Origin of the sequence: Embleya sp. NPDC008237, from assembly GCF_042956465.1 — a bacterium.
Lineage (GTDB): Bacteria > Actinomycetota > Actinomycetes > Streptomycetales > Streptomycetaceae > Embleya.
Genome location: NZ_JBIBGL010000007.1, coordinates 426,111 through 447,534, shown reverse-complemented (window position 1 = coordinate 447,534; position 21,424 = coordinate 426,111). Strand labels below are relative to the sequence as shown.

Annotated in this window: 8 protein-coding genes; 5 read left to right on the top strand and 3 right to left on the bottom strand. The window is 73.6% G+C overall.

Annotated features, from left to right (window positions below; translation table 11 throughout):
• Positions 1–72 precede the first annotated feature (72 nt).
• Both ACFZBU_RS20845 and ACFZBU_RS20840 read right to left on the bottom strand, forming a co-directional pair.
• Positions 73–9,660 (bottom strand): SDR family NAD(P)-dependent oxidoreductase, encoded by a 9,588-nt coding sequence (locus tag ACFZBU_RS20845; protein WP_391585104.1) that lies wholly within the window; start codon positions 9,658–9,660, stop codon positions 73–75.
• A gap of 199 nt (positions 9,661–9,859) precedes the next feature.
• On the bottom strand, positions 9,860–12,781 hold the full coding sequence (locus ACFZBU_RS20840; protein WP_391585103.1) for an AAA family ATPase: 2,922 nt from the start codon (positions 12,779–12,781) through the stop codon (positions 9,860–9,862).
• Positions 12,782–13,572: 791 nt separating this feature from the next.
• Here ACFZBU_RS20840 and ACFZBU_RS20835 point away from each other — a divergent pair.
• Genes ACFZBU_RS20835 through ACFZBU_RS20820 form a run of 4 tightly spaced genes read left to right on the top strand, consistent with a single transcriptional unit; the run spans position 13,573 to position 18,929 of the window.
• Entirely contained in the window at positions 13,573–15,237 is a 1,665-nt protein-coding gene (locus tag ACFZBU_RS20835) for an ABC transporter substrate-binding protein (protein ID WP_391585102.1), read from the top strand.
• A complete protein-coding gene (locus ACFZBU_RS20830; protein ID WP_391585101.1) occupies positions 15,234–16,202 on the top strand; it encodes an ABC transporter permease in 969 nt (322 codons plus the stop codon). Before ACFZBU_RS20835 ends, ACFZBU_RS20830 begins: the two co-directional genes overlap by 4 nt.
• Positions 16,203–16,206: 4 nt before the next feature.
• Positions 16,207–17,067, top strand: coding sequence for an ABC transporter permease (locus ACFZBU_RS20825; protein WP_391585100.1), 861 nt, complete (start codon positions 16,207–16,209; stop codon positions 17,065–17,067).
• A complete protein-coding gene (locus ACFZBU_RS20820) occupies positions 17,064–18,929 on the top strand; it encodes a dipeptide ABC transporter ATP-binding protein (protein ID WP_391585099.1) in 1,866 nt (621 codons plus the stop codon). Before ACFZBU_RS20825 ends, ACFZBU_RS20820 begins: the two co-directional genes overlap by 4 nt.
• Here the strand turns inward: ACFZBU_RS20820 and ACFZBU_RS20815 are convergent.
• Positions 18,907–19,521 carry a TetR/AcrR family transcriptional regulator gene (locus ACFZBU_RS20815; protein ID WP_391585150.1) on the bottom strand — a complete coding sequence of 205 codons (615 nt, stop codon included), beginning with the start codon at positions 19,519–19,521 and terminating at the stop codon, positions 18,907–18,909. The genes ACFZBU_RS20820 and ACFZBU_RS20815 overlap by 23 nt on opposite strands.
• A gap of 290 nt (positions 19,522–19,811) precedes the next feature.
• On the opposite strand from ACFZBU_RS20815, the gene ACFZBU_RS20810 reads away from it, so the two are divergent.
• The gene (locus ACFZBU_RS20810; protein ID WP_391585098.1) at positions 19,812–21,278 is read left to right on the top strand and encodes a DHA2 family efflux MFS transporter permease subunit; all 1,467 of its coding nucleotides are present in this window, start codon (positions 19,812–19,814) and stop codon (positions 21,276–21,278) included.
• Positions 21,279–21,424: the final 146 nt, after the last annotated feature.

Below are 21,424 nucleotides of genomic sequence, written 5' to 3'. Positions count from 1 at the left end.
TTCCGTGCGGCGGCTTCGCCGTGGTCGTGGTGCGAGTACTGGGCGCCCCGCGGGGCGGTGGGTGGGCCGGGTTCAGGAGATGCCGAGTTCGTTGTCGATGAAGTCGAAGAGCTCGTCGTCGCCGCCCGCGCCGAGCTGTTCGATCAGCGCCGTGGTCGGATCCCCGGGAGCGGCGGCCCCGAGCCGACCCAGCAGGTCGTACAGCCGACTGACCGCTCCGGTGCGGAAGTCCTCGTCCGGGACCGCGCCGTCGGCCAGTAGGTCGGTCAACGAGACCTGCCACCGGTCGAGTTCGGCGAGCAGCGGGCCGGCAGCCGGGGGCGATGTCACAGCGAACAGGCGCTCGCGCAGGTGCTCGGCCAGGGCAATCGGCGTGGGGTGGTCGAAGATCAGCGTGGAGGGCAGCTCCAGACCGGTGCCGGCGTTGATCCGGTTGCGCAGCTCGATCGCGCCCAGCGAATCGAACTCGGTCTCCAGGAAGCCGCGTTCGGGCTTGATCGCGGCCGGGCCCTCGTGCCCGAGGATGGTTGCCGCGGTGACCCGGACGAACAGCAGCAACTCGCGCCGCTGTTCGTCCACCGGGCGGCCCGCGAGCCGCTCCCGGATCCCGGCCGCGGGCCTGCGGGCCGCGCCCGCGCGGGTCGGGGCGCCGCGTTGTGCGGGTACCCGCCCGGGGGTGGCCGCGCGAGCCACGTCGGCCAGGAGTTCGGTGGCCGCGTCCGGACGCAGCGCGCCGGTGTCGAGCCGGGCCGCGAGCGGGGCGGGCAGTGGTGTGTCCAGTGCGCGGTCGAACAGGTCGAGGCCGGTTTCGGTGCTCATCGGGGCCAGTCCGCTGCCCGCCATCCGGCGGCGGTCCACGTCGGTCAGGTGCGCCGCCAGGCCGCCGGCCTCGGCCCAGTGGCCCCACGCGATCGAGGTCGCGGGCAGGCCGTGGCTGTGTCGGTGGTGGGCGAGCGCGTCCAGGAACGTGTTGGCGGCGGCGTAGGCCGACTGGCCGGGGTTGCCGAGGACGCCGACGGCCGACGAGTACAGCACGAACGCGGACAGGTCCAGGTCGGCGGTGAGGGTGTGCAGGTTCCACGCGGCGTCCACCTTGGGCCGCAGCACGGCGTGCAGCCGCTCGGGGTCGGTGGTGGTGAGCGTGCCGTCCGCGACCACGCCGGCGGTGTGCACGACGGCGGTGAGCGGGTGGGCGGCCGGGATTGATGCCAGCAGCTCGGCGAGGGCGGTCGGGTCGGCCACGTCGCACGCGGCGATCCGCACCTCGGCGCCCGATGCGGCCAGTTCGGCGCGCAGTTCGTCGGCCCCGGGGGCTGCGGGTCCGGTCCGGCCGACCAGCAGCAGCCGGCGGGCGCCGTGCCGGGTGACCAGCCGGCGGGCGGCGAGTGCGCCGAGCGCGCCGGTGCCGCCGGTGATCAGCACGGTGCCGGTCGGGTCGAGGCCCCCGGGTACGGGCGGGACGGTCAGTACCAGCTTGCCGGTGTGTCGGGCCGAGCTCAGCCGGCGCAGCGCCCGCACGCCGTGTCGGATGTCCCACGCGGTCACCGGCAGCGGGGTGAGCGTGCCGGCCGCGAACAGCGGTGCCAATACCCGAAGCATCCGGCCGATCCGGGCCGGTTCCAGGGTCAGCAGGTCGAAGGCGCGGTAGTCGACGCCCGGGTGCGCGGCGGCGACCGCGGCCGGCTCGCGCGGGTCGGTCTTGCCCATCTCGACGAACCGGCCGGCGGGCGCGAGCAACCGCAGTGAGGCGTCGGTGAATTCGCGGGCCAGCGAGTTGAGTACGACGTCGATGCCGCGTCCCGCGGTCGCGGCACGGAAGCCGGCCTCGAAGTCGAGGGTGCGCGAGGAGGCGATCCGGTCGTCGGCCAGCCCTTGGGCGCGCAGTGTGGGCCACTTGGCCGGGCTTGCCGTGCCGTAGACGTCGGCGCCCAGGTGTCTGCCCAGTTGCACCGCGGCCGTGCCGACTCCGCCGGTGGCGGCGTGGACCAGTACCGATTCGCCCGGTCGTAGGCCGGCCAGCTCGATCAGGCCGTGGTAGGCGGTCAGGAACGCCACCGGCACGGTCGCGGCCTGGGCGTAGGTCCAGCCCGCCGGGATCGGGGTGAGCATTCGGTGGTCGACCACGGCGTGCGAGCCCAGGATGCCGGGGAGCAGGCCCATCACCCGGTCGCCGACCGCGAGTTCGGTCACGTCCGGGCCGACCTCCAGGACCCGGCCGGCGCCCTCCGCGCCGATCCGGGCGGCGCCGGGGTATCCGCCGAGTGCGATCAGCACGTCGCGGAAGTTCAACCCGGCCGCGCGCACCGCGATCCGCACCTGGCCGGGCGCCAGGGGTGCGGCGGCCTCGGGGGCGGGCAGCAGCGCGATGTTGTCGATGCTGCCGGGCTCGGTCACGTCCAGGCGCCAGGGAGCGGGCGGAGCGGGCGGTTCGAGCGCGTCCTCGGGACGTATCGGTGCCAGTCGCGGTGCCAGGATCGCGCCGCCGCGCAGGGCGAGGTGCGGTTCGCCGCCGGCCAGCGCCGCCGGCACCGCGGCGGCCGAGTCGGGGTGTCGGTCCAGGTCGAGCAGGCGCAGTCGGCCGAGGTGTTCGCCCGCCGCCGCGCGGACCAGGCCCCACAGGCCGGCGGCGGTCAGATCGCGGACGTCCTCGCCGGCGTGGGTGGCGACCGCCTCGTGGGTGACCAGGACGAGTTCGATGTCGGCCAGGCGTGGTTCGGCCGACCATTCGCGCAGCAGCATGACGGCCCGCTCGGTCACCGCGTGGGTGGCGACGACGGTGCCCAGGGCCGGGATCGGCCGATCGAAGGGCACCAGCACGTAGGCGGGCGGAGTCGCCCCGCCGACGAGCGCGGTGCGCAGCGCGGCAAGGTCGGCGTGCACCTCCACCGGCCGACCGAACGCCGCGGACTGGGCGGCGGATCCGAGCGGGCTCGACCCCCCGCTCCCGAGCACGACCCAGCGACCCTGCTCGACTTCGGCCTCGACGTCGGCGCCCGGCGCCGGGCTCGGGCTCGGCACCACCCCCGGCACCGGCACCCAGTGCACCTGAAACCAGGGGTCCCCCGCAGCCGCCGGGCGCGCGCCGAGCCGCTCGGCCGGGATCGCCCGCAGGGTCAGCCGGTCGATCGACAGCACGGGCGTACCCTCGGCGTCGGCCGCGGTCAGCGCGACCGCGTCGGGGCCGATCGGGGCGATCCGCACCCGCAGTTCGCGGGCGCCGGCGGCGTGTGCGGTGACCCCGGCCCACGCGAACGGCAACCGGGTGGGCGCGCCCGGTTCGGCCCCGGGCAACAGCCCGATCACGCCGTGCAGCGCGGCGTCCAGCAGTGCGGGGTGGACCCGGTGGCCGGTCTCCTCGGTCGACTCCGGCAGCGCGACCTCCACGAGCAGGTCGTCACCGTGCCGCCAGGCGGCGAGCAGGCCGCGGAAGGTCGGGCCGTAGTGGTAGCCCAGGTCGGCGAGCCGCCCGTACAAATCCTCGACGTCGACCGGCACGGCGTCCGGCGGCGGCCACGCGCCCTGTGCCCGGCCGGTTTCGGCGATTTCGGCCGGGGTCAGCCGGCCGGCGGCGTGCCGGGTCCAGTCGCCGGCGTCGGCGGTACGCGAGTGCACGGTCACCGGTCGGGTGCCGTCCGCGTCCGCGGCGCCCACCGCGAGTTCGATCCGCACGGTGCCGTCCGCGGGCAGCACCAGCGGTGCGGCCAGCACGAGTTCGTCCAGGCCGCCGGCACCGACCTGCGCGGCGGCGTACAGCGCCAGATCGACGAAGGCGGTGCCGGGCAGCAGGATCGTGTCGTGCACGGCGTGCTCGGCCAGCCACGGGGTCCGGGCGGACAACACGCCGGTCCACACCCGGCCGGAGCCGTCCGCGCGTTCGAAGCCTGCTCCGAGCAGCGGGTGTTCGCTCGGGTCGAATCCGGCCGAGGTCGGGTCGGCGGCGGGCTGCGGTGCGTCCAGCCAGTGCCGGCGGCGCTGGAACGCGTACGTGGGCAGGTCGACCCGGCGCACCGCGCGGTCGGCCCAGGCCGGGGTCCAGTCGAGCGGGGTGCCGGTGACGTGCAGGCGGGCCAGGGCGCCGGTGAAGGTGCGTGCTTCGGGGCGGTCGGCGCGCAGTGCGGAAAGCACGACCGGCGCGGGGTCGTCCAGGCTTGCCAGGGTCAGTGCGGTGAGCACGGCGTCGGGGCCGAGTTCGAGGTAGGTGGTGGTGCCGAGTTCGGCGAGGGTACGGATGCCGTCGCGGAACCGGACCGCCTCGCGGATGTGCCGAACCCAGTAGTCCGGATCGGCCAGTTCGGCGGCGTCGGCCACCGCTCCGGTCAGGTTGGACACGATCGGGATGCGCGGTGCGGCGAAGCGCAGACCCGCCGCGACGGTGCGGAACTCGGCCAGGACGGCGTCCATGTGCGGCGAGTGGAACGCGTGACTGACCCGGAGTCGTTTGCTCTTGCGACCGGTCGCGCCCCATCGCGCCGCCAGCTCCTCGACGATCTCGGCGGTACCGGATACGACCACGGAATCGGGGCTGTTGATCGCCGCGATGCCCGCGTGCGCCTCGTGTCCGGCGACCAGTTCGGCGATCTCCTCCTCGGTGCCCTGGAGTGCGATCATCGCGCCGGTGGCCGGCAGACCGCCCATCAACCGGCCGCGGGCCACCACCAGGGTCGCGGCGTCGGCCGGGGTGAGCACGCCGGCGACGTGCGCGGCGGTCAGTTCGCCGATCGAGTGGCCGATCAGGTGGTCCGCGCGGATCCCGTACGACTCGGCGAGGCGGTACAGCGCGGTCTCCACCGCGAACAGCGCGGGCTGGGTGTACTCGGTCGCGTGCAGCAGCGCGGCCTCGGGGCTGTCCGGCGCGGCGAACAGCAGGTCGCGCAGGGGGCGGCCGAGGGCGGCGTCCAGGTACACCAGTACCTCGTCCAGGGCGCGAGCGAACACCGGCTCCGCCGCGTACAGTTCGCTGCCCATGCCGACGCGCTGGCTGCCCTGGCCGGCGAACAGCACGGCGAGCGACCCGGCCGGGCGGGCCTCGCCGCGGATCAGGTTCGCCGCATCGACTCCGTCGACCAGTGCGTCGAGACCGCGCAGCAGGTCCACTCGGCCGGCTCCGGTGACCACCGCACGGTGGGCGAAGGTGTCCCGACCGTCGGCGAGCGTAAAGCCCACGTCGCCGAGGGAGGCGTCCGGGTGGTCGGCGAGGTGGGTGCGCAGCCGGGCCGCCTGGGCGCCCAGCGCTTCCTCGCTCGCGGCGGACAACAACCACGGGCCGCCCTGGTCGGTACCGGTCGAGGGCGGGGTCGGCGGGGCCTGCTCCAGGATGACGTGTGCGTTGGTGCCGCTGATCCCGAACGAGGACACCGCCGCGCGGCGCGGCCGATCGTGCCGTGGCCAGGCGGTCCGTGCGGCGAGCGGCTCGACACCGCCGCGGGACCAGTCCACGTGCGGGGACGGTGCGTCCAGGTGCAGGGTGCGTGGGAGTTCGCCGTGCCGCATCGCCTCGATCAGCGCGATCACGCCGGTCACCCCGGCGGCGGCCTGGGTGTGTCCGAGGTTGGATTTGACCGAGCCGAGCAGGAGCGGGCGATCGTCGGGACGGTCCGCACCGTAGGTGGCGAGCAGCGCTTCCGCCTCGATCGGGTCGCCGAGTGTGGTCCCGGTGCCGTGCGCCTCGACCGCGTCGATCTCGGCCGGGGTCAGCCGGGCGTCGGCCAGCGCCTGGCGGATCACCCGCTGCTGGGCCGGGCCGTTGGGGGCGGTCAGCCCGTTGGACGCGCCGTCCTGGTTGACCGCGCTGCCGCGCACCACCGCGAGTACCGGGTGGCCCAGGCGACGGGCGTCGGACAGGCGCTCCACCAGGACCAGCGCGACGCCCTCGGCCCACGCGGTGCCGTCGGCGGCGGCCGAGAACGGCTTGCACCGCCCGTCCGGGGCGAGCCCGTGCTGGCGGCTGAACTCGGTGAACATGCCCGGCGTGGACATCACCGTGACGCCGCCGGCCAGTGCCAGGGTGCATTCGCCCGCCCGCAGCGCACGCACCGCGAGGTGCAGGGCGACCAGGGACGAGGAGCACGCGGTGTCGATGGTCAGGGCCGGACCCTCCAGGCCCAGCGTGTAGGCCAACCGGCCGGAGGCGACGCTGCTCAGGCTGCCGGTGAGCAGGTGGCCGCCGTAGCCCTCGGGTGCCTCGTGCAGGCGCGGCCCGTAGTCCTGCGGCATGGCGCCGACGAACACGCCCGCCCGGGTGCCGCGCAGCGTGCTCGGCGCGATGCCGGCCCGCTCGACCACCTCCCAGGCGGTCTCCAGGAGCAGGCGTTGCTGCGGATCCATCGCGGCCGCCTCGCGCGGGCTGATCCCGAAGAAGCCGGGGTCGAACGCGTCGGCGTCGTAGAGGAAGCCGCCCGCGCGCACGGAGGACGTGCCGGGCCTGGCCAGTTCGGGATCGTAGAGCGCGTCCAGGTCCCAGCCGCGGTTGTTCGGGAAGGGTCCGATCGTGTCCGTCCCCTCGGCGAGCAGGTCCCACAGCGCCTCGGGGGTGTCCGCGCCGCCGGGCCACCGGCCGCCGGCCGCGACGACGACGATCGGGTCGTCCTCGTGCGCGACCGGCGTCGGTGCGGCCCCGGACGGTCCCACGCCGGCGGGCACGGTGCCGGCCGTGTGGTCCGCGAGTCGGCGGGCCACCGCCCGGGGGGTCGGGTGGTCGAACGTCAGCGAGGCGGACAGCCGGGTCCCGCTCGCGGCGGCCAGCCGGTCGCGGAACTCCAGCGCGCCGACCGAGTCGAAGCCGAGGTCCTTGAACGTGCGGTCCGGGTCGACCGCACCCGGGCCGGCATAGCCCAGCACGACGGCGGCGGTGGCGCGGACCAGGGTCAGCGGATCGGGCCCGGTCGCGGCGGCCGACTCCGGCTCCGTGGCCGGGTCCTCGGGTGCGGCCGACCGCACGGCGATGTCGGGAGCGGCGGCGGGCAAAGCGGTGGCGGGTTCGGCGGGTTCGGCGATCCAGTGCGCGGTGCGCAGGAAGGCGTACGTGGGCAGCGCGGTGCGTCGGGCGCTCGCCGGCAGCGCGGCGGTCCAGTCCACCGGGGTGCCGTGTACGTACACCTGGGCCAGCGAGGTCGAGAATCGGCGCGGGCCGCCGTCGCCGCGGCGCAGTGTGCCCACGGTCAGCGCGTGCGCGCCGGCGGTCTCGTCCGCGTCCAGGATCTGCCGAAGTCCCATGGTCAGCACGGGGTGCGGGCTCGCCTCGACGAAGGTGCGCCGGCCGTCGGCGAGCGCGGCGCGGACCGCGTCGTCGAAGCGCACCGTGCCGCGCAGGTTGCGGTACCAGTAGTCGGCGTCCAGTTCGGTGGTCTCCAGCGGGCCGCCGGTGACGGTGGAGTAGAACACGATCGGGCTCGGCGCCGGTTCGATCCCGGCGAGTTCGCGGGCCAGGTCGGCGCGCAGCGGTTCCACGTGCGGCGAGTGCGAGGCGTAGTCGACCGGGATGACCCGCACATCCACACCGGCGGCGGTGTACTCGGCGAGCAGTGCGTCCAGCGCGTCCCGGTCGCCGGAGACCACCGTGGACGCGGGGCCGTTGATCGCCGCGATGCCCACCCGGTCGGCCCGGTCGCCGAGCTTGGTGCGCACCTCGTCGGCGGGGCGCGGGATCGAGGCCATGCCGCCGCCGGGCGCGAGGCGGGCCAGCAGTCGGCTGCGTCGGGCCACCAGGCGGGCCGCGTCGGCCAGGGTCAGCGCGCCGGCGATGTGCGCGGCGGCGATCTCGCCCTGCGAATGCCCGATCACCGCGTCCGGGCGGACCCCGAACGCCTCCCACAGGCGGGCCAGCGAGACCATCACGGCGAACAGCACGGGCTGTACCACGTCCACCCGCTCCAGGGAGGCCGCGCCGGCTGCGTCGCGCAGGACGTCGTGCGGCGACCAGTCCACGTGGGCCGCGAGCGCGTCGGCGCAGGCGTCCAGGTGCGCGGCGAACACCGGCGAGGTGTGCAGCAGTTCGCCGGCCATGCCGATCCATTGCGAGCCCTGGCCGGGGAAGACGAACACGGTCGAGGTGTGTGGGCGGGCGCGGCCGGTCACCGCACGGGCGGTCGGCAGCCCGGCGGCCAACGCGGCGGTGGCTTCGACGAGTTCGGCAGAGTCCGCGCCGAGTACGACGGCCCGGTGCTCGAACGCGGTCCGGCCGGCGGCCAGGGTCAGCGCGACGTCCTGCGGCGCGGTGAGCGCGGTCGGTGTCGCGTGCAGCCGTTCGGCCTGACCGCGCAGCGCCTGCGGATCGCGGGCGGACAGCGGCCACGGGAGCACGGCGGCGGCCTCGGTGAACGCGCGTGCTCCGGGCAGGTCTGCGGAGCGCGTGGCGGGCGGTTCGCCCAGTACGACGTGGCAGTTCGTCCCGCCCATCCCGAACGAGCTGACCCCGGCGAACAGGGGGCGGTCCGGGTGCGGCCAGGGGCCGGGTTCGGTCTGCACCCGCAGGCCGGCCGCGTCCAGGTCGATCGCCGGGTTGGGGGTGGTGTGGTTCAGGCTCGCGGGCAGGGTGCGATGCCGGATGCCCAGCACGGTCTTGAGCAGGCCGACGATGCCGGACGCGCCCTCCAGGTGGCCGACGTTGGTCTTGGCCGAGCCGACCGCGACCCGATCGGCGCCCGTTCGCCCCGCGCCGTACGCCTCGCCCAGGGCGGCGGCCTCGATCGGGTCGCCGACCCGGGTGCCGGTGCCGTGCAGTTCGACGTACTGGATCCGTTCGGGGGTGATGCCCGCCGCGTGTGCCGCCCGGCGCAGCACGTCCGTCTGCGCGCCGGTGTCCGGAACGGTGAATCCGTCGGTGTCGCCGTCGCTGGTGATCGCGCTGCCGTGGATGACCGCGTGGATCGGGTCGCCGTCGGCCAGTGCCGCCTCCAGCGGCTTGAGCAGCACCACCGCGCCGCCCTCGCCGCGCACGAAGCCGTTGGCCCGTTCGTCGAAGGTGAACGAGCGGTGGTCGGCCGAGAGGCCGCCGAAGCGTTCCGCGGCCACGGTGCTCTCCGGCGCCAGGTTGAGGTGCACGCCGCCGGCGAACGCGACGGTCGACTCGCCGCTGCGCAGGCTCTCGCAGGCCAGGTGGACCGCGACCAGCGAGGAGGACTGCGCGGTGTCTACGGTCAGGCTCGGGCCGCCCAGATCCAGGGCCCAGGACAGCCGGTTGGCGATCAGGCCGCGGGCGACGCCGGTGAAGGTGTGTCGGGTGATCGCATCGGTGCCGTGCCGGTGGACGACCGTGGACCAGTCGTTGGCGATCGCGCCGACGAAGACCCCGGCCCGGGTGCCGGCCAGGGATCCGGGTGGGAGGCCGGCATCCTCGGCGGCCTCCCACCCGAGTTCGAGGAACAGCCGCTGGTGCGGGTCCATCGCGTCCGCCTCGCGCGGCGAGATCCCGAAGAAGGCCGCGTCGAAGGCGTCGACCCGGTCCAGGTAGCCCCCGGGCCGCAGGTCGGCGCCGCGTCGACGCGCTGCGGTGGGTTCGCCCACCGCGGCGGCGCCCTCGCGCAGCAGTTCCCAGAACGCGGTGGGGTCGGCGGCGCCCGGCAGCCGGCACGCCGTCCCGATGACGGCGATCGCGGTGCCGTGCCGGTCGCTGCTGCCGGTGGTGTTCTCGCGGCTCATCATCGCGGAGTGCTCGCCCCTCATCCGAACGGTCCGATCCCGAACGGCGACGACTGCGCCGAACGGTCTCCAGATTCGTCCGGCGCACCCCACCCCGATAACCCCTGTCGATCCCCTACCGACCCCACAGGCGAGGACCCACGAAAGGGCCCCCGACCGGGGTGTTCCGAATCCGCCACACGTCGGCGCGGCAGAGCCGGTCCCACCCCCGGTCGGGGGCCGTTCAGCCCGCGATCTCCTCCTCCAGCCAGGGCGGCAGGTCCAGTCGGCGGGCCACGCCGAGTTTGCGATAGACCCTGGTCAGGTGTTGTTCGACGGTGCTGACCGTGATGAACAACCGACGCGAGATCTCCCGGTTGGTCTGACCCTGTGCGGCCAGTGCCGCGACCCGGCGCTCGGCGTCGCTCAACCCCGCGCCCAACTGTTCTTCGACGCCGGAGGGCTCCGCGACCATCGCGGGCGGCTCCGGCGCGCGCACCCGACCGGGCTCGGCGACCCGGCCGGACTCGCCGATCCGGGCCGGTTCGTGCAGCGGCGCCGGCTCCGGCGCCTCGGGTATCGCGCCGTCCCGGTCGGGTACAGCGGCCAGCCGCTCGGTCCGCACCAGGGTGCGCGGCGGTGCGGCCTGGCACATCTCGGACAGCTGCCGGGCCCGCTGCGCCGCGCGCCGGGCCCGGCCGAACTCGCCCAGCTCGCGGTACGCGTCGCCCAGGTCGGCGAAGACCAAGGACAGCTCGAAGCGATCGCCACAGGCTTGGAGTTCGCGGATCGCCTCCCACAACAGCGCGGGTCGGCGACGCAGTTCGACGACCGAGGCCTGGACGCCCAGCGCGAGTCCCCGGGTGCGGGACGGCTCGTCGGGCAATCGCTCGAACTGGTCCGCGAGCAGTTCCCGGGCCGCGTCCGGATCGCCCAACCGCACGTGGGCGCGGGCCGCCTCGACCCGCCACGGCACGATCCCGGGCAGGTCCATCCGCCACGCCATCATCAGCTCGCCGCAGGACATGAAGTCGTGCAGGGCCGCGTCGGGGCGGCCGGTGGCCAGGTTGTACCGGCCGCACGCGTGCAGGTAGTGCAGTCCGGCCGGGGTGCGGAACATGGCCCCCGGCACCGGCAGTTCCAGGTAGCGAGCGGCCTGCTCGTGGTCGCCCCGGGCCACCGCCGAGGAGATCCGCGCGGCCAGCGGGACACCCACCGCAACCCCCCAGCCCTCCGGCACGATCCGGGCCAGCGCGGTCTTGGCGCTGTCCTCGGCGCCGAGCAGGTCGCCCTGACGGACCGCGATCTCGCCGAGCACCGCGGCGAGCAGGGCATGGGCGATCGGGCTGCGCCGGGCGGCGGCCCGGTCGATCAGCGCGACGCACCACTCCTGCGCCTGCGCGGCCCGATCGGCGTAGACGAGCGCGGTCAGCGTGGAGGTGAGCGACTCCACCGTGGCGTCCTCCAGGCGCGAGCCGCGCAGGATGCGTTCGGCGCGGTCGTACACCTGGTCGCCGCCGAGCCGGCCGGCCAGTACGGCGGTCAGCAGATCCAGCCCCTCGATCCGGCCGATGGTCGCGGGCAGCGGGGACACCTCCGGTTCGGGCCCGGGCGGGCCCGCGTCCCCGGCCGGATACCAGTACTTGAGCCAGGTCCGGGCGGCGCGGGCCTCGGCGGCGGTGACCCATGCGTCCGCCTCGCCGGGCGCGCAGGACTGCCAACCGGCGTCGATCACGGCCTTGGCCTCGTCGAGTCGGCCGTACCAGGCCAGGTAGCGCACGCACACCAGCGCGTCGCGCCCGCCGAGCCGGCCGTCCCGTACGGCGGTGGCCAGCCACGGCACGTGTCGGGCCGCGGCGGCCGGGTTGACCAGCCATTCCAGGCCGATCAGGAATGCCTTGATCGACACCCGGGTGCATTCGTCCGGCGCGATGCGTTCGGCCAGCTTGAGGTAGTCCACGGCGAGCCGCAGATCGCCCTCGGCGACCACCGTCTCGGCCGCCTCGCGCAGCGTGCGCACCGCCCACGGGGCGCGGAAGTCCCCGGCGCCGGCCAGGTGTTTGGCGACCGACTCGGAGGGGGCGCCGTCGATGTGCAGCAGGGTCGCCGCCCGGCCGTGCGCGTGCTCGCGATCCGGGCGGGTCATCGTGTCCAGCACCGCCGACCGGGCCCGGTCGTCGCGGAATCTGCCGCAGGCCACCAGGCCGGCGTCGTTGAGGGTGCGCGCCGCGCGGGTGGCCGTGGCGGGTTCGAGTTCGAGCAGTTCGGCCAGGCCCTCGGTGGTCTCGGATTCGCCGAGCACGGCCAGTCCGCGTGCGACCTGCACGGTGGCCGGGTCGAGCCGGTAGAGGCAGCCGACCACGGCCCGGCAGTACGCGTCCGCGACGGTGGGCCGCAACGGGCGCCGCGCCGGGTCGGAGCGCGCCCCGGGGCCCATGTCCTCCAGTAAGGCGCGGACCAACAGCGGGTTGCCCCCGCTGAGTTCGAGCACGTCGGCGGACAACCGGGCGGCGGCGACCGGGCCGAGATGGTGACCGAGCAGTTCGGTGATCGGGCCCTTGCCGAGCAGTCCGAGGCGGATCCGCTGGTGGTGCGGCTGGCGTTCGACGTCCGCGGAGAACGCGGCGAAGGCGGCCGAGGGCGCGGCGGCGTGCTCGCGCTCGCCGAGCAACACCAGAACCGCGGCGCTGCGGATCCGACGGATCAGGTGGGCCAGGAATTGCAGGGACACCGGGTCGGCGTGCTGGATGTCGTCCACCACCACCACGACCGGGTTCGCTACGGCCAACGCCAGGATCACCGCACACAGTTCGTGCACCGCACGCACCGTGGTCGCATCCAACGCGTCGGTTCCGCCGAAGGCGGCGGTGTACGCGCCGTCGTCCAGGAGCCTGCCGATCCGCTGCGCGTCCGCGTCCGCCAGGGGCGCGGACTGGACCAGTTGGCGGACCACGCCGAGCGGGAAGTCCTGTTCCATCGGGGTGCCCACGGCACGCAGGAAGAGGGCGTCGTCGGTCGCGGGCCGATCGCCGAAGGCGTGCAGGAGGGCGGTCTTGCCGACCGCCACGGGTCCGCAGACGGTGGTCACGCCGCCGACGCCCGTCGCGCAGCGGGCCCGGGCGGTATCCAATCGGCTGAGTTCCTCGGTTCGCCCCACGAAAAACACGTGCCACTCCCCCGGCGGAAATCCATGCGTTTCCGCGTGTTGAATTCGCTATTAACTCTGATTAATATTTCCCCACGCGCGTACCACCCCCGGGTCCGCGGCGAGGCACGATATCCACACCTCGATACGACCGGGACGCACGATTTCGGGGCCCGGGGCGCCGGAGCCGCCGGGCATGCCGGCAAGCCCGAGGAGACCTCGGAAACGGAGAGGGATCGATCCGGTCCTGGTCGGATGTACGGGTGCGACGGCCATGCGCACCCGCTGACGGGCACACCCGTCACCGGGCAACACATGGGCCTCGACCCGACGAACGATCCCTACGACGACGGATTCAGCGACACAGTCCGCTGGACATGCGCGCGAGGTCCACGTCGAGGCGGGACACCAGGGCGAGTCGCGAGGCGCTCGCACCACGGGTCCCCTGCACGGCCATCTCCGAAGAAGAAGTAGAAAAGCTCTGAGTCGGTGATCCGGACTTTCGCTTCATAGCTGAACGGCAGTCTAGAAATCCGCCCGCGTCGCGTCAACACGAAGGTGTCGCGAAAGAAAGCCGACACCCGCACGCACCGTTCGCCCCATTTTGCCGCGGGCCGGGCGTACGAATGCCGCCCGGGCGGACAACTCCGGCCAACATCCCGATCCCGCGCGTACCGACAAGGGTCGGTAGGGGTTCGTTAGGGGTGCTGGGGGTCGGCGCGGCGCCACTACCTTCCTGGATGTGCCGGCGGCGGTCATCGCTTCGCCCTGCGCCCCTTCGCATCACCTCCCACTCTCGACAGGACTCGACCATGCGCGTAATCCGACCACGTCTACCCGGAATCGTCGGTGCGGCCCTGGCCGCCGCGTTGGTCCTGTCGGCCTGTTCCTCCACCACCGAGACCGGCAAGGCCGCCGCGGAGGCGGACGCGGGTCCGCCGGTCAAGGGCGGCTCCGCCACCGTGGCGATCAACACCGAGCCGACCTGCTTCGACATCCACGTCAGTCCGCAGGACATCACCGCGTCCATTCAGCGCAACGTCTTCGACTCGCTGGTCTCCGAGGACGACCAGGGCAATTTCCATCCCTGGCTGGCCACTTCGTGGGAGACCGCGCCGGACCTGACGAGCTACACGTTCAAGCTGCGCACCGACGTGAAGTTCACCGACGGCACCGCCTTCGACGCGAACGCGGTCAAGGTCAACTTCGACAGGATCGCGGCCAAGACCACCAAGTCGCAGTACGCGGCCAGTCTGCTCGGCCCCTACACCGGCGCCGAGGTGCTCGACCCGGCGACCGTCAAGGTCACCTTCGCCAAGCCGTTCGCGCCGTTCCTCCAGGCCGCGAGCACCGCCTACCTCGGCTTCTACTCGCCGCAGGCCCTGGCCGCGAGCGGCGACAAGCTGTGCGCCGGCGGCGCGCACCTGGTGGGCACCGGGCCGTTCAAGTTCGCGGCGCACACCAAGGGCCAGAGCCTGACCCTGGAGAACAACCCGGCGTACAACTGGGCGCCCGCCGGATCCAAGCACCAGGGCGCCGCCTACCTGGACAAACTCACCTTCCGCTTCCTGACCGAGGACTCGGTCCGGGTGGGTGCGTTCGCCGGCGGTCAGGTGGACATCGCCGGGTCGATCCCGCCGGTGAACGTCAAGAGCCTGGAGGGGCGCGCGGACGTACGCATCCTGCGCCACGACTTCGCCGGCGCCGTGTACAGCCTGTTCCTGAACACCACCCGGGCGCCGTTCGACGACGAGCGGGTGCGCAGGGCGGTGCAGCGCGGGATCAACATCGGGCCGAACATCCAGTCCATCTACTTCGACCAGTATCGGCGTGCCTGGGGCCCGCTGGGATCGGCCACACCCGCCTACGACAGGTCGCTGGAGAACAGTTGGCCCTACGACCCGGCGCTCGCCGGGCGGTTGCTGGACGAGGCCGGGTGGAGCGCGCGCGACGGCGACGGCTACCGGACCCGGGAGGGCAAACGGCTGAGCGTGCAGTGGCCGAGTGCACCGGCGGCGGTGCGCGAACAGCGCGACATCCTGGCTCAGGCGGTCCAGGCGGACCTGAAGAAGATCGGCGTCGAGGTCCAGCGGCCGGCGCTGGACCTGGGCGCGTTCACCACGAACGCGTACGCCGGCAAGTACGACGTGCTGGACATGAGCTGGGCCCGGTTCGAGCCGGATGTGTTGCGGCTGTACTTCAACTCGGCGAACCTGCCCAGCACCGGCGGACAGAACGCGGCCTGGCTGAGCAACCCGCAGATCGACGAGTGGACCAACGCGGCGGCGGCGACACTGGATCGGGCCACCCGCGATCGGCTCTACGCGCAAACCCAGGCGTGGGTGGTCGAGCACGCCGCGGTGGTGCCGCTCTACTCGGCCACCACACTGTTCGCGACCGGCAAGCAGATCAACGGTCTGCGGCTGGACCCGAACGCGTGGCCGCTGTTCCACGACGTGTGGACCGCGCGGCGATGACCGTCGCCGTGACATCGGTCGAGCCGGCCCGGCTGCCGCGCGTCCTGCGCGCGGTGGGCGGGCGGCTGGTGGCGATCGCCTCGGTGCTGCTGGGCGCCGCGACACTCGCGTTCGCCGGGCTCAAGCTGCTGCCGGGCGATCCGGTGGCCACGCTGCTGGGCCCGCAGACCACCGCGTCCCCCGCCGTGCGCGCGCAGATCCGGGCCGACTACGGCTTCGACGACCCGCTGTTCAGCCAATATCTGCACTATCTGGGCGAGTTGCTGCACGGCCGACTGGGCGAGTCCTATCAGCTCCAACAGCCGGTGTCCGCGCTGATCGGCGAGCAGTTCGGCTCGACCTTCGAACTGGCGATGGCGGCCCTGGTGTTGGCGGTGGTGATCGCGGTGGTCTCGGCGCTTGCCACCGCCGGGCGCCGGTCGGTGCTGCGCTCGGCGCTCGGCGCCTGGGAGTTGGTCGCGGTCTCCACGCCGTCGTTCTGGCTGGGCATCGTGCTCCTGACCGTGTTCTCGTTCCGCCTGCAGTGGTTCCCGGTGGCCGGCGCCGAGGGCATCGAGACGCTGGTGCTGCCCGCGGTCACCCTCGCCCTGCCGATCGCCGGCGTGCTGGCCCAAGTGTTGCGCGAGGGCCTGGAGAAGGCGCTGGCCGAGCCGTTCGTGGTCACCGCGCGGGCGCGCGGACTGAGCCGGGGCGCGGTGCGGGCCCGGCACGCCTTCCGGCACGCGGCGATCCCGCTGCTGACCCTGTCGGGCTGGCTGACCGGGACCCTGCTGGGCGGCACGGTGCTGGTCGAGAAGGTCTTCGCCCGGCCCGGCATCGGCGCCCTGACCCTGCAGTCGGTGAACACCAAGGACATGCCGGTGGTGATGGGCGTCGTGCTGCTGGCCGCCCTGGTCTTCGTGCTCATCTCGCAACTCACCGACGTGCTCTACGCCGTCGTCGACCCACGACTGCGGAAGGGATGAGCGAATGAGCGGGATTTCGGCACCCGGGAAACGGCGAGTCCGGATCCGCCGACACGGCACCCCGCGTCCGAGCGTCGTGGTGGCGCTCGCCGTCCTGGTGTTGTTCGCGCTGCTCGGGCTCGCGCCCGGCCTGTTCACCGGCACCTCACCGATCGAGACCGATCCGCTCGCCGCCCTGCGGGGTCCCGACGCCGAGCACTGGTTCGGCACCGATCAACTCGGCCGCGACGTGTTCGCCCGAGTCCTGCACGGCGCCCGCCCTTCCCTGCTGCTGGGCCTGGGCGCAACCGCGTTCGCCCTGGTCGGCGGCACCGCCTGGGGGCTGCTCTCGGCGCTCGGCGGCCGGGCCGCCGATCACATCTGCATGCGCCTGGCCGACATCATGTTGTCGCTGCCCGAATTGTTGCTCGCGCTGTTCGTGGTCACCCTGCTCGGGCGCGGCACCGTGGACGTGATGGTCGCGGTGGCCATCGCGGCAATGCCCGGCTACGCACGCCTGGTTCGCGCCGAGGCGCTCGTGGTGCGGCGTTCGGGATACGTCGAGGCGGCGGCCGGCCTGGGTCTGCGCCGACCCGTGCTGATCGTGCGGCATGTGCTGCCCAATGCGATCGGGCCGCTCCTGGTGCTGGGCACGGTCGGCTTCGGCACGTCGCTGATCTATGCGTCCGGGCTCAGCTTCCTGGGCCTGGGCGCGCAACCGCCCTCGCCCGAATGGGGCGCGATGCTCTCCGAGGGTCGCGGCTTCCTGGAGACCGCGTGGTGGATCGGGGTGTTCCCCGGCGCCGCGGTCACCTGCGCCGTGATCGCGGTGAACGTGGCCGGTCGGCATGCCCGTACCCGTTTCGCCGGAGGGATTCCCCGATGACCACCACTGCCCCGACCGAGCCGCTGCTCGTCGTGGACGGACTCGACGTCGCCTTTCCCGGCCGAGAACCGGTGGTGCGCGACGTGTCGTTCACCCTCGCACGCGGCGAATGTCTGGCCGTGGTCGGCGAGTCCGGCTCCGGGAAGAGCGTCACCGCGCGCACCCTGGTCGGACTCACCGGGGGCGGAGCCCGGGTGAGCGCCCGCCGACTCGCCTTCGCGGGCACCGACCTGAGCATGCTGTCCGAATCGCGCTGGCGGGCGCTCCGGGGCCGCCGGATCGGCCTGGTCCTCCAGGACGCGCTGGTCTCGCTCGACCCGTTGCGCACGGTCGGCGCGGAGGTCGCCGAGGCGCTGCGCACCCACGCGGTGGTACCACGCGCTCGGGTCGGCGATCGTGTGCTCGAACTCCTGGACGACGTGGGCATCCCGGATCCGGCGCGCCGCGCGAGGCAGTATCCGCACCAGCTCTCCGGCGGCCTGCGCCAGCGCGCCCTGATCGCATCCGCGCTGGCCGGCGGCCCCGAACTGCTGCTCGCGGACGAGCCGACCACCGCGCTCGACGTCACCGTGCAGGCCCAGGTGCTCACCCTGTTGGGCCGGCTCAAGGAGCGGGGCACCGCCGTGTTGCTGATCAGCCACGACCTGGCCGCGGTGGCCCGGCTGGCGGACCGGATCGCGGTGATGCACGCGGGCAGAATCGTCGAACAGGGGCCCGCCGAACGGGTCCTGACCGAGCCGGAGCACACCTATACCCGGGCACTGCTCGCGGCGGTGCCGTCGGCCGACGCGAAGGGGACCCGGCTGTCCGCACCGGTCGGCTCGACCCGGGTCGCGGTGCCCGCCGCGCCGCCGGTGGGCGCGGTGCTGCTGGAGGCGACCGGGATCGGCAAGCGCTTCCGCGGGCCGGACGGCACCGGGCACGACGCGGTCCGGGACGTGTCGTTCGCGCTGCGGTCGGGCGAAACCCTGGGCGTGGTGGGCGAGTCCGGGTCCGGCAAGACCACGGTCGCGCGGATCGTGCTGGGTTGGGAGCGTCCCGACGCGGGTGTGGTGCGCTTTCGCGACGCGCCCTGGAGCGAGCTGCCCGAATCCGCGCGGCGCGCCTCGCGCGGCCGGATCCAGGCCGTACAGCAGGACCCGCTCGGCTCGTTCGACCCCCGGTATCCGGTCGCCCGCATCCTGGGCGAGGCGGTCGCCGCGGCGGGGCTGCCGGGCGGCCGGCTGCGCTCCACCCGGGCCGCGCATCGCGCCCGGGTTCTCGAACTCCTCGATCAGGTCGGCCTGTCCACGGATCTGCTGGATCGGCGACCACGCGACATGTCCGGCGGCCAGCGGCAACGGGTGGCCATCGCCCGGGCCTTGGCACCGTCGCCCGAGTTGATCGTGTGCGACGAGCCGGTGTCCGCGCTGGACGTGTCCATCCAGGCGCAGATCCTGGACCTGCTCGCCGACCTGCGGGCCGAGTTGAGCCTGGCGCTGCTGTTCATCTCGCACGATCTGGGGGTGATCCGGCACGTGAGCGATCGCATCCTGGTGATGAAGGACGGCCGGGTGGTGGAAAGCGGCGACGCCGAGCGGGTGTTCATCCGGCCCGAGGCGCAATACACGCGCGAGCTGCTGGCCGCCGTACCGCGCCCGATTGCGGCGGTGGGGGTAGAGGTGGGGAAGACGGCCGGGGTGACGGAGGCGCCCGGGGCAGCGGTGACGCACGGTACGGCGGTGGCGCACGCAGTGGCGGTCGAGACCGTCGCGGCGGCGGCCGGTGAGGTGGCGGACGCGGCGGGTCCGGCAAGTGCGGCAGGCCCCGGGGAGCCGGAGGCGCGCGGTGGGCGGGTGCTCAGTGGCGGGGCCGCGTCGTGACCGCGCCTGCGCCCTCACGCGGGGCGAACGCGCGCAGGAACGTGGTCACCCCGGCGGTCACCGCGCGATCGAGGGCCGCGTCGTCCACCGGCCGGGTGCCCAGCGCGGTGAGCGTGGGCAGGTCGCCGGAGATCAGTGCCAGGAACTGGTTCGCGGCGGTGACCGGGTCGTCGATGTCCAGGTGTCCGCCGTGCGCGAGCCGGGCCAGTCGGCCGGCCAGGGCGTCGATGATCTGTACGGTGCCACCCTCGCGGATGGTGTCGTACAGGTCCGGGAAGCGCGCCGCCTCGGCGTACACCAGCCGCTGGAGCGCCCAACCCTTCTCGCCCGCCTGACACTGCACGACGCGGTGAGCGATCGCGGTCAGCCGCGGATGCAACTCCTCGGCATCGGTGGGGAACGCCTCCAGCGCGGCCAGGATCCGGCCGCTGGATTCGATCGCGGCCTCGACCATGACGGTGCGGAAGAGGTTCTCCTTGCCGCCGAGGTGGTTGTAGATGGTCGGCTTGGACACGCCGGCCTCGGCGGCGATCGCATCGATGCCGGCCAGTGTGTAGCCCTCACGGGTGAACACCGCCTCGGCGGCGGCCAGGATCGCCCGACGCTTGTCGATCCGGCCGCGCGTCGTGCCGTGGGCGGGAGGGGGCGCAGGCGCGCGGGTCGTCGTCGGATCTGCCGCCGACGGTCCCGCGGGCGCTGATCCGGTTGTCGGCGATCCGGTCGTCGCTCGGCCCGCCGGCGTGCTCCGTGCCGCCGTGTCGCCGGCCGCTCGCGTCGTCGACCTCTTCGTTCCCTCGACCATGTTGCGACGTTACCAGACGTGCTGTTAATTTTTACTCGCGAGTTTAGTTAACTGATCTCATCGGTAACTTGGAGGCATCCATGGCCACCGCACCTCCCGACCCCGAGACCAGGATCGACGGGCCACTCCTGCGTCTGATGCTGGTCATGCTGCTCGGCGGCGTGATGGGGATCCTGGACACCACGATCGTCAACGTCGGCATCGACACCCTCGGCGAACACTTCGACGCACCACTCGAGACCATCGAATGGGTGGCCACCGGCTATCTGTTGGCGCTGGCCGCGACCGTGCCACTGGCCGGCTGGGCCGCCGGCCGATTCGGCGGCAAGACGGTGTGGCTCACCGGCCTGACCGTCTTCCTGGCCGGCTCGGCATTGTCCGCGATCGCCTGGAACGCGGAGAGCCTGATCGCGTTCCGGGTGCTCCAGGGCATCGGCGTCGGCGCGCTGGAGCCGACCCTGCTGACCATGCTGGCCCTGGCCGCCGGGCCCAAGCGGGCGGGCAAGATGATCGGCATCGTCGGCGCCGTGGTCACCCTGGGTCCGATCCTGGGCCCGGTGCTCGGCGGCGTTTTGCTCGAACACGCCAACTGGCGCTGGATGTTCATCATCAACCTGCCGATCGGCGTGATCGCCCTGGCGCTCGCCTACCGGCAGATCCCGGCCGATCCGCCGCGCGAGGGCGAGCCGCCGCCGCTGGACGCACGCGGCATCTCGCTGCTGTGCCCCGGCTTCGCGGCGGTCGTCTACGGCCTCTCCCAGGCCGCCGGCGACAGCGGCTTCGGCGCACCGCGGGTGATCGCGGCGCTGGTCGCGGGCGCCGCCCTGATCATCGGCTACGTGCTGCACGCACTGCGCGCCGAGCACCCGCTGATCGACGTGCGGTTGTTCCGGATCCGCGGTTTCGCGGTCGGCATCGGCGCGGTGTTCCTGACCGGCATCCTGCTGTTCTCGTTGCTGTTCCTGATTCCGCTGTACTACCAGGTGGCACGCGACCGCGGCGTGATGGCGGCCGGCCTGCTGCTGGTGCCGCAGGGCGTCGGCGTGTGGATCGGTATGCCGATCGCCGGCCAACTGTTCGACAGGGTCGGCGCCCGTGCGCTGATCCCGTTCGGCGGCGTGCTGGCCGCGCTCGGCATCCTGGGTTTCAGCACCGCCGACGCCGGTACGAACACGGCGATCCTGGTGGGCTATTCGCTGGTGACCGGCGCGGGACTGGGCTTCGTCGGCGCGCCCGCGATGTCCTCCGTCTTCGGTTCGGTGGCCCCGGAGTCGGTACCCAGCGCGACCGCGGCCGTCTACCTCGGCAACCAGATCGGCGGCACGCTCGGTATCGCCATCGCCGCACTGGTGCTGCAGAAGCGCACCGAGAGCCACGCCGTGGTGTCCGCATTCCAGGGCACCTTCGGGTACCTGATCGCCATCGCGGTGGTGGTCGGCGCGGTCGGCCTGCTGGTGCGCCGCGCACCGGCCGCGCCCACGGCCGCCGAACCGGACACGGCCTCGTTGCCGGCGGAGGGCACGCCCTTGCCGGAACCGGCCCGCTAGGAGGCCTGATCGGACTCGGGCCGGCGCCCGAGTCCGAGCCCGGCCCGCGATCGCCTGGGCGGCGCGCGGACCGGGCCTGTACACACGCGCCGTGGCGCGGAAGGGCAGGGTGCGGGGGTCGGGCGTGGGAGCAGGGCGCGGGGCGC

Coding starts and splice junctions, on each gene's coding strand:
- ACFZBU_RS20845 (WP_391585104.1), bottom strand. CDS start 9,660: ATGAGGGGCGAGCACTCCGCGATGATGAGCCGCGAGAACACCACCGGC.
- ACFZBU_RS20835 (WP_391585102.1), top strand. CDS start 13,573: ATGCGCGTAATCCGACCACGTCTACCCGGAATCGTCGGTGCGGCCCTG.
- ACFZBU_RS20830 (WP_391585101.1), top strand. CDS start 15,234: ATGACCGTCGCCGTGACATCGGTCGAGCCGGCCCGGCTGCCGCGCGTC.
- ACFZBU_RS20825 (WP_391585100.1), top strand. CDS start 16,207: ATGAGCGGGATTTCGGCACCCGGGAAACGGCGAGTCCGGATCCGCCGA.
- ACFZBU_RS20820 (WP_391585099.1), top strand. CDS start 17,064: ATGACCACCACTGCCCCGACCGAGCCGCTGCTCGTCGTGGACGGACTC.
- ACFZBU_RS20810 (WP_391585098.1), top strand. CDS start 19,812: ATGGCCACCGCACCTCCCGACCCCGAGACCAGGATCGACGGGCCACTC.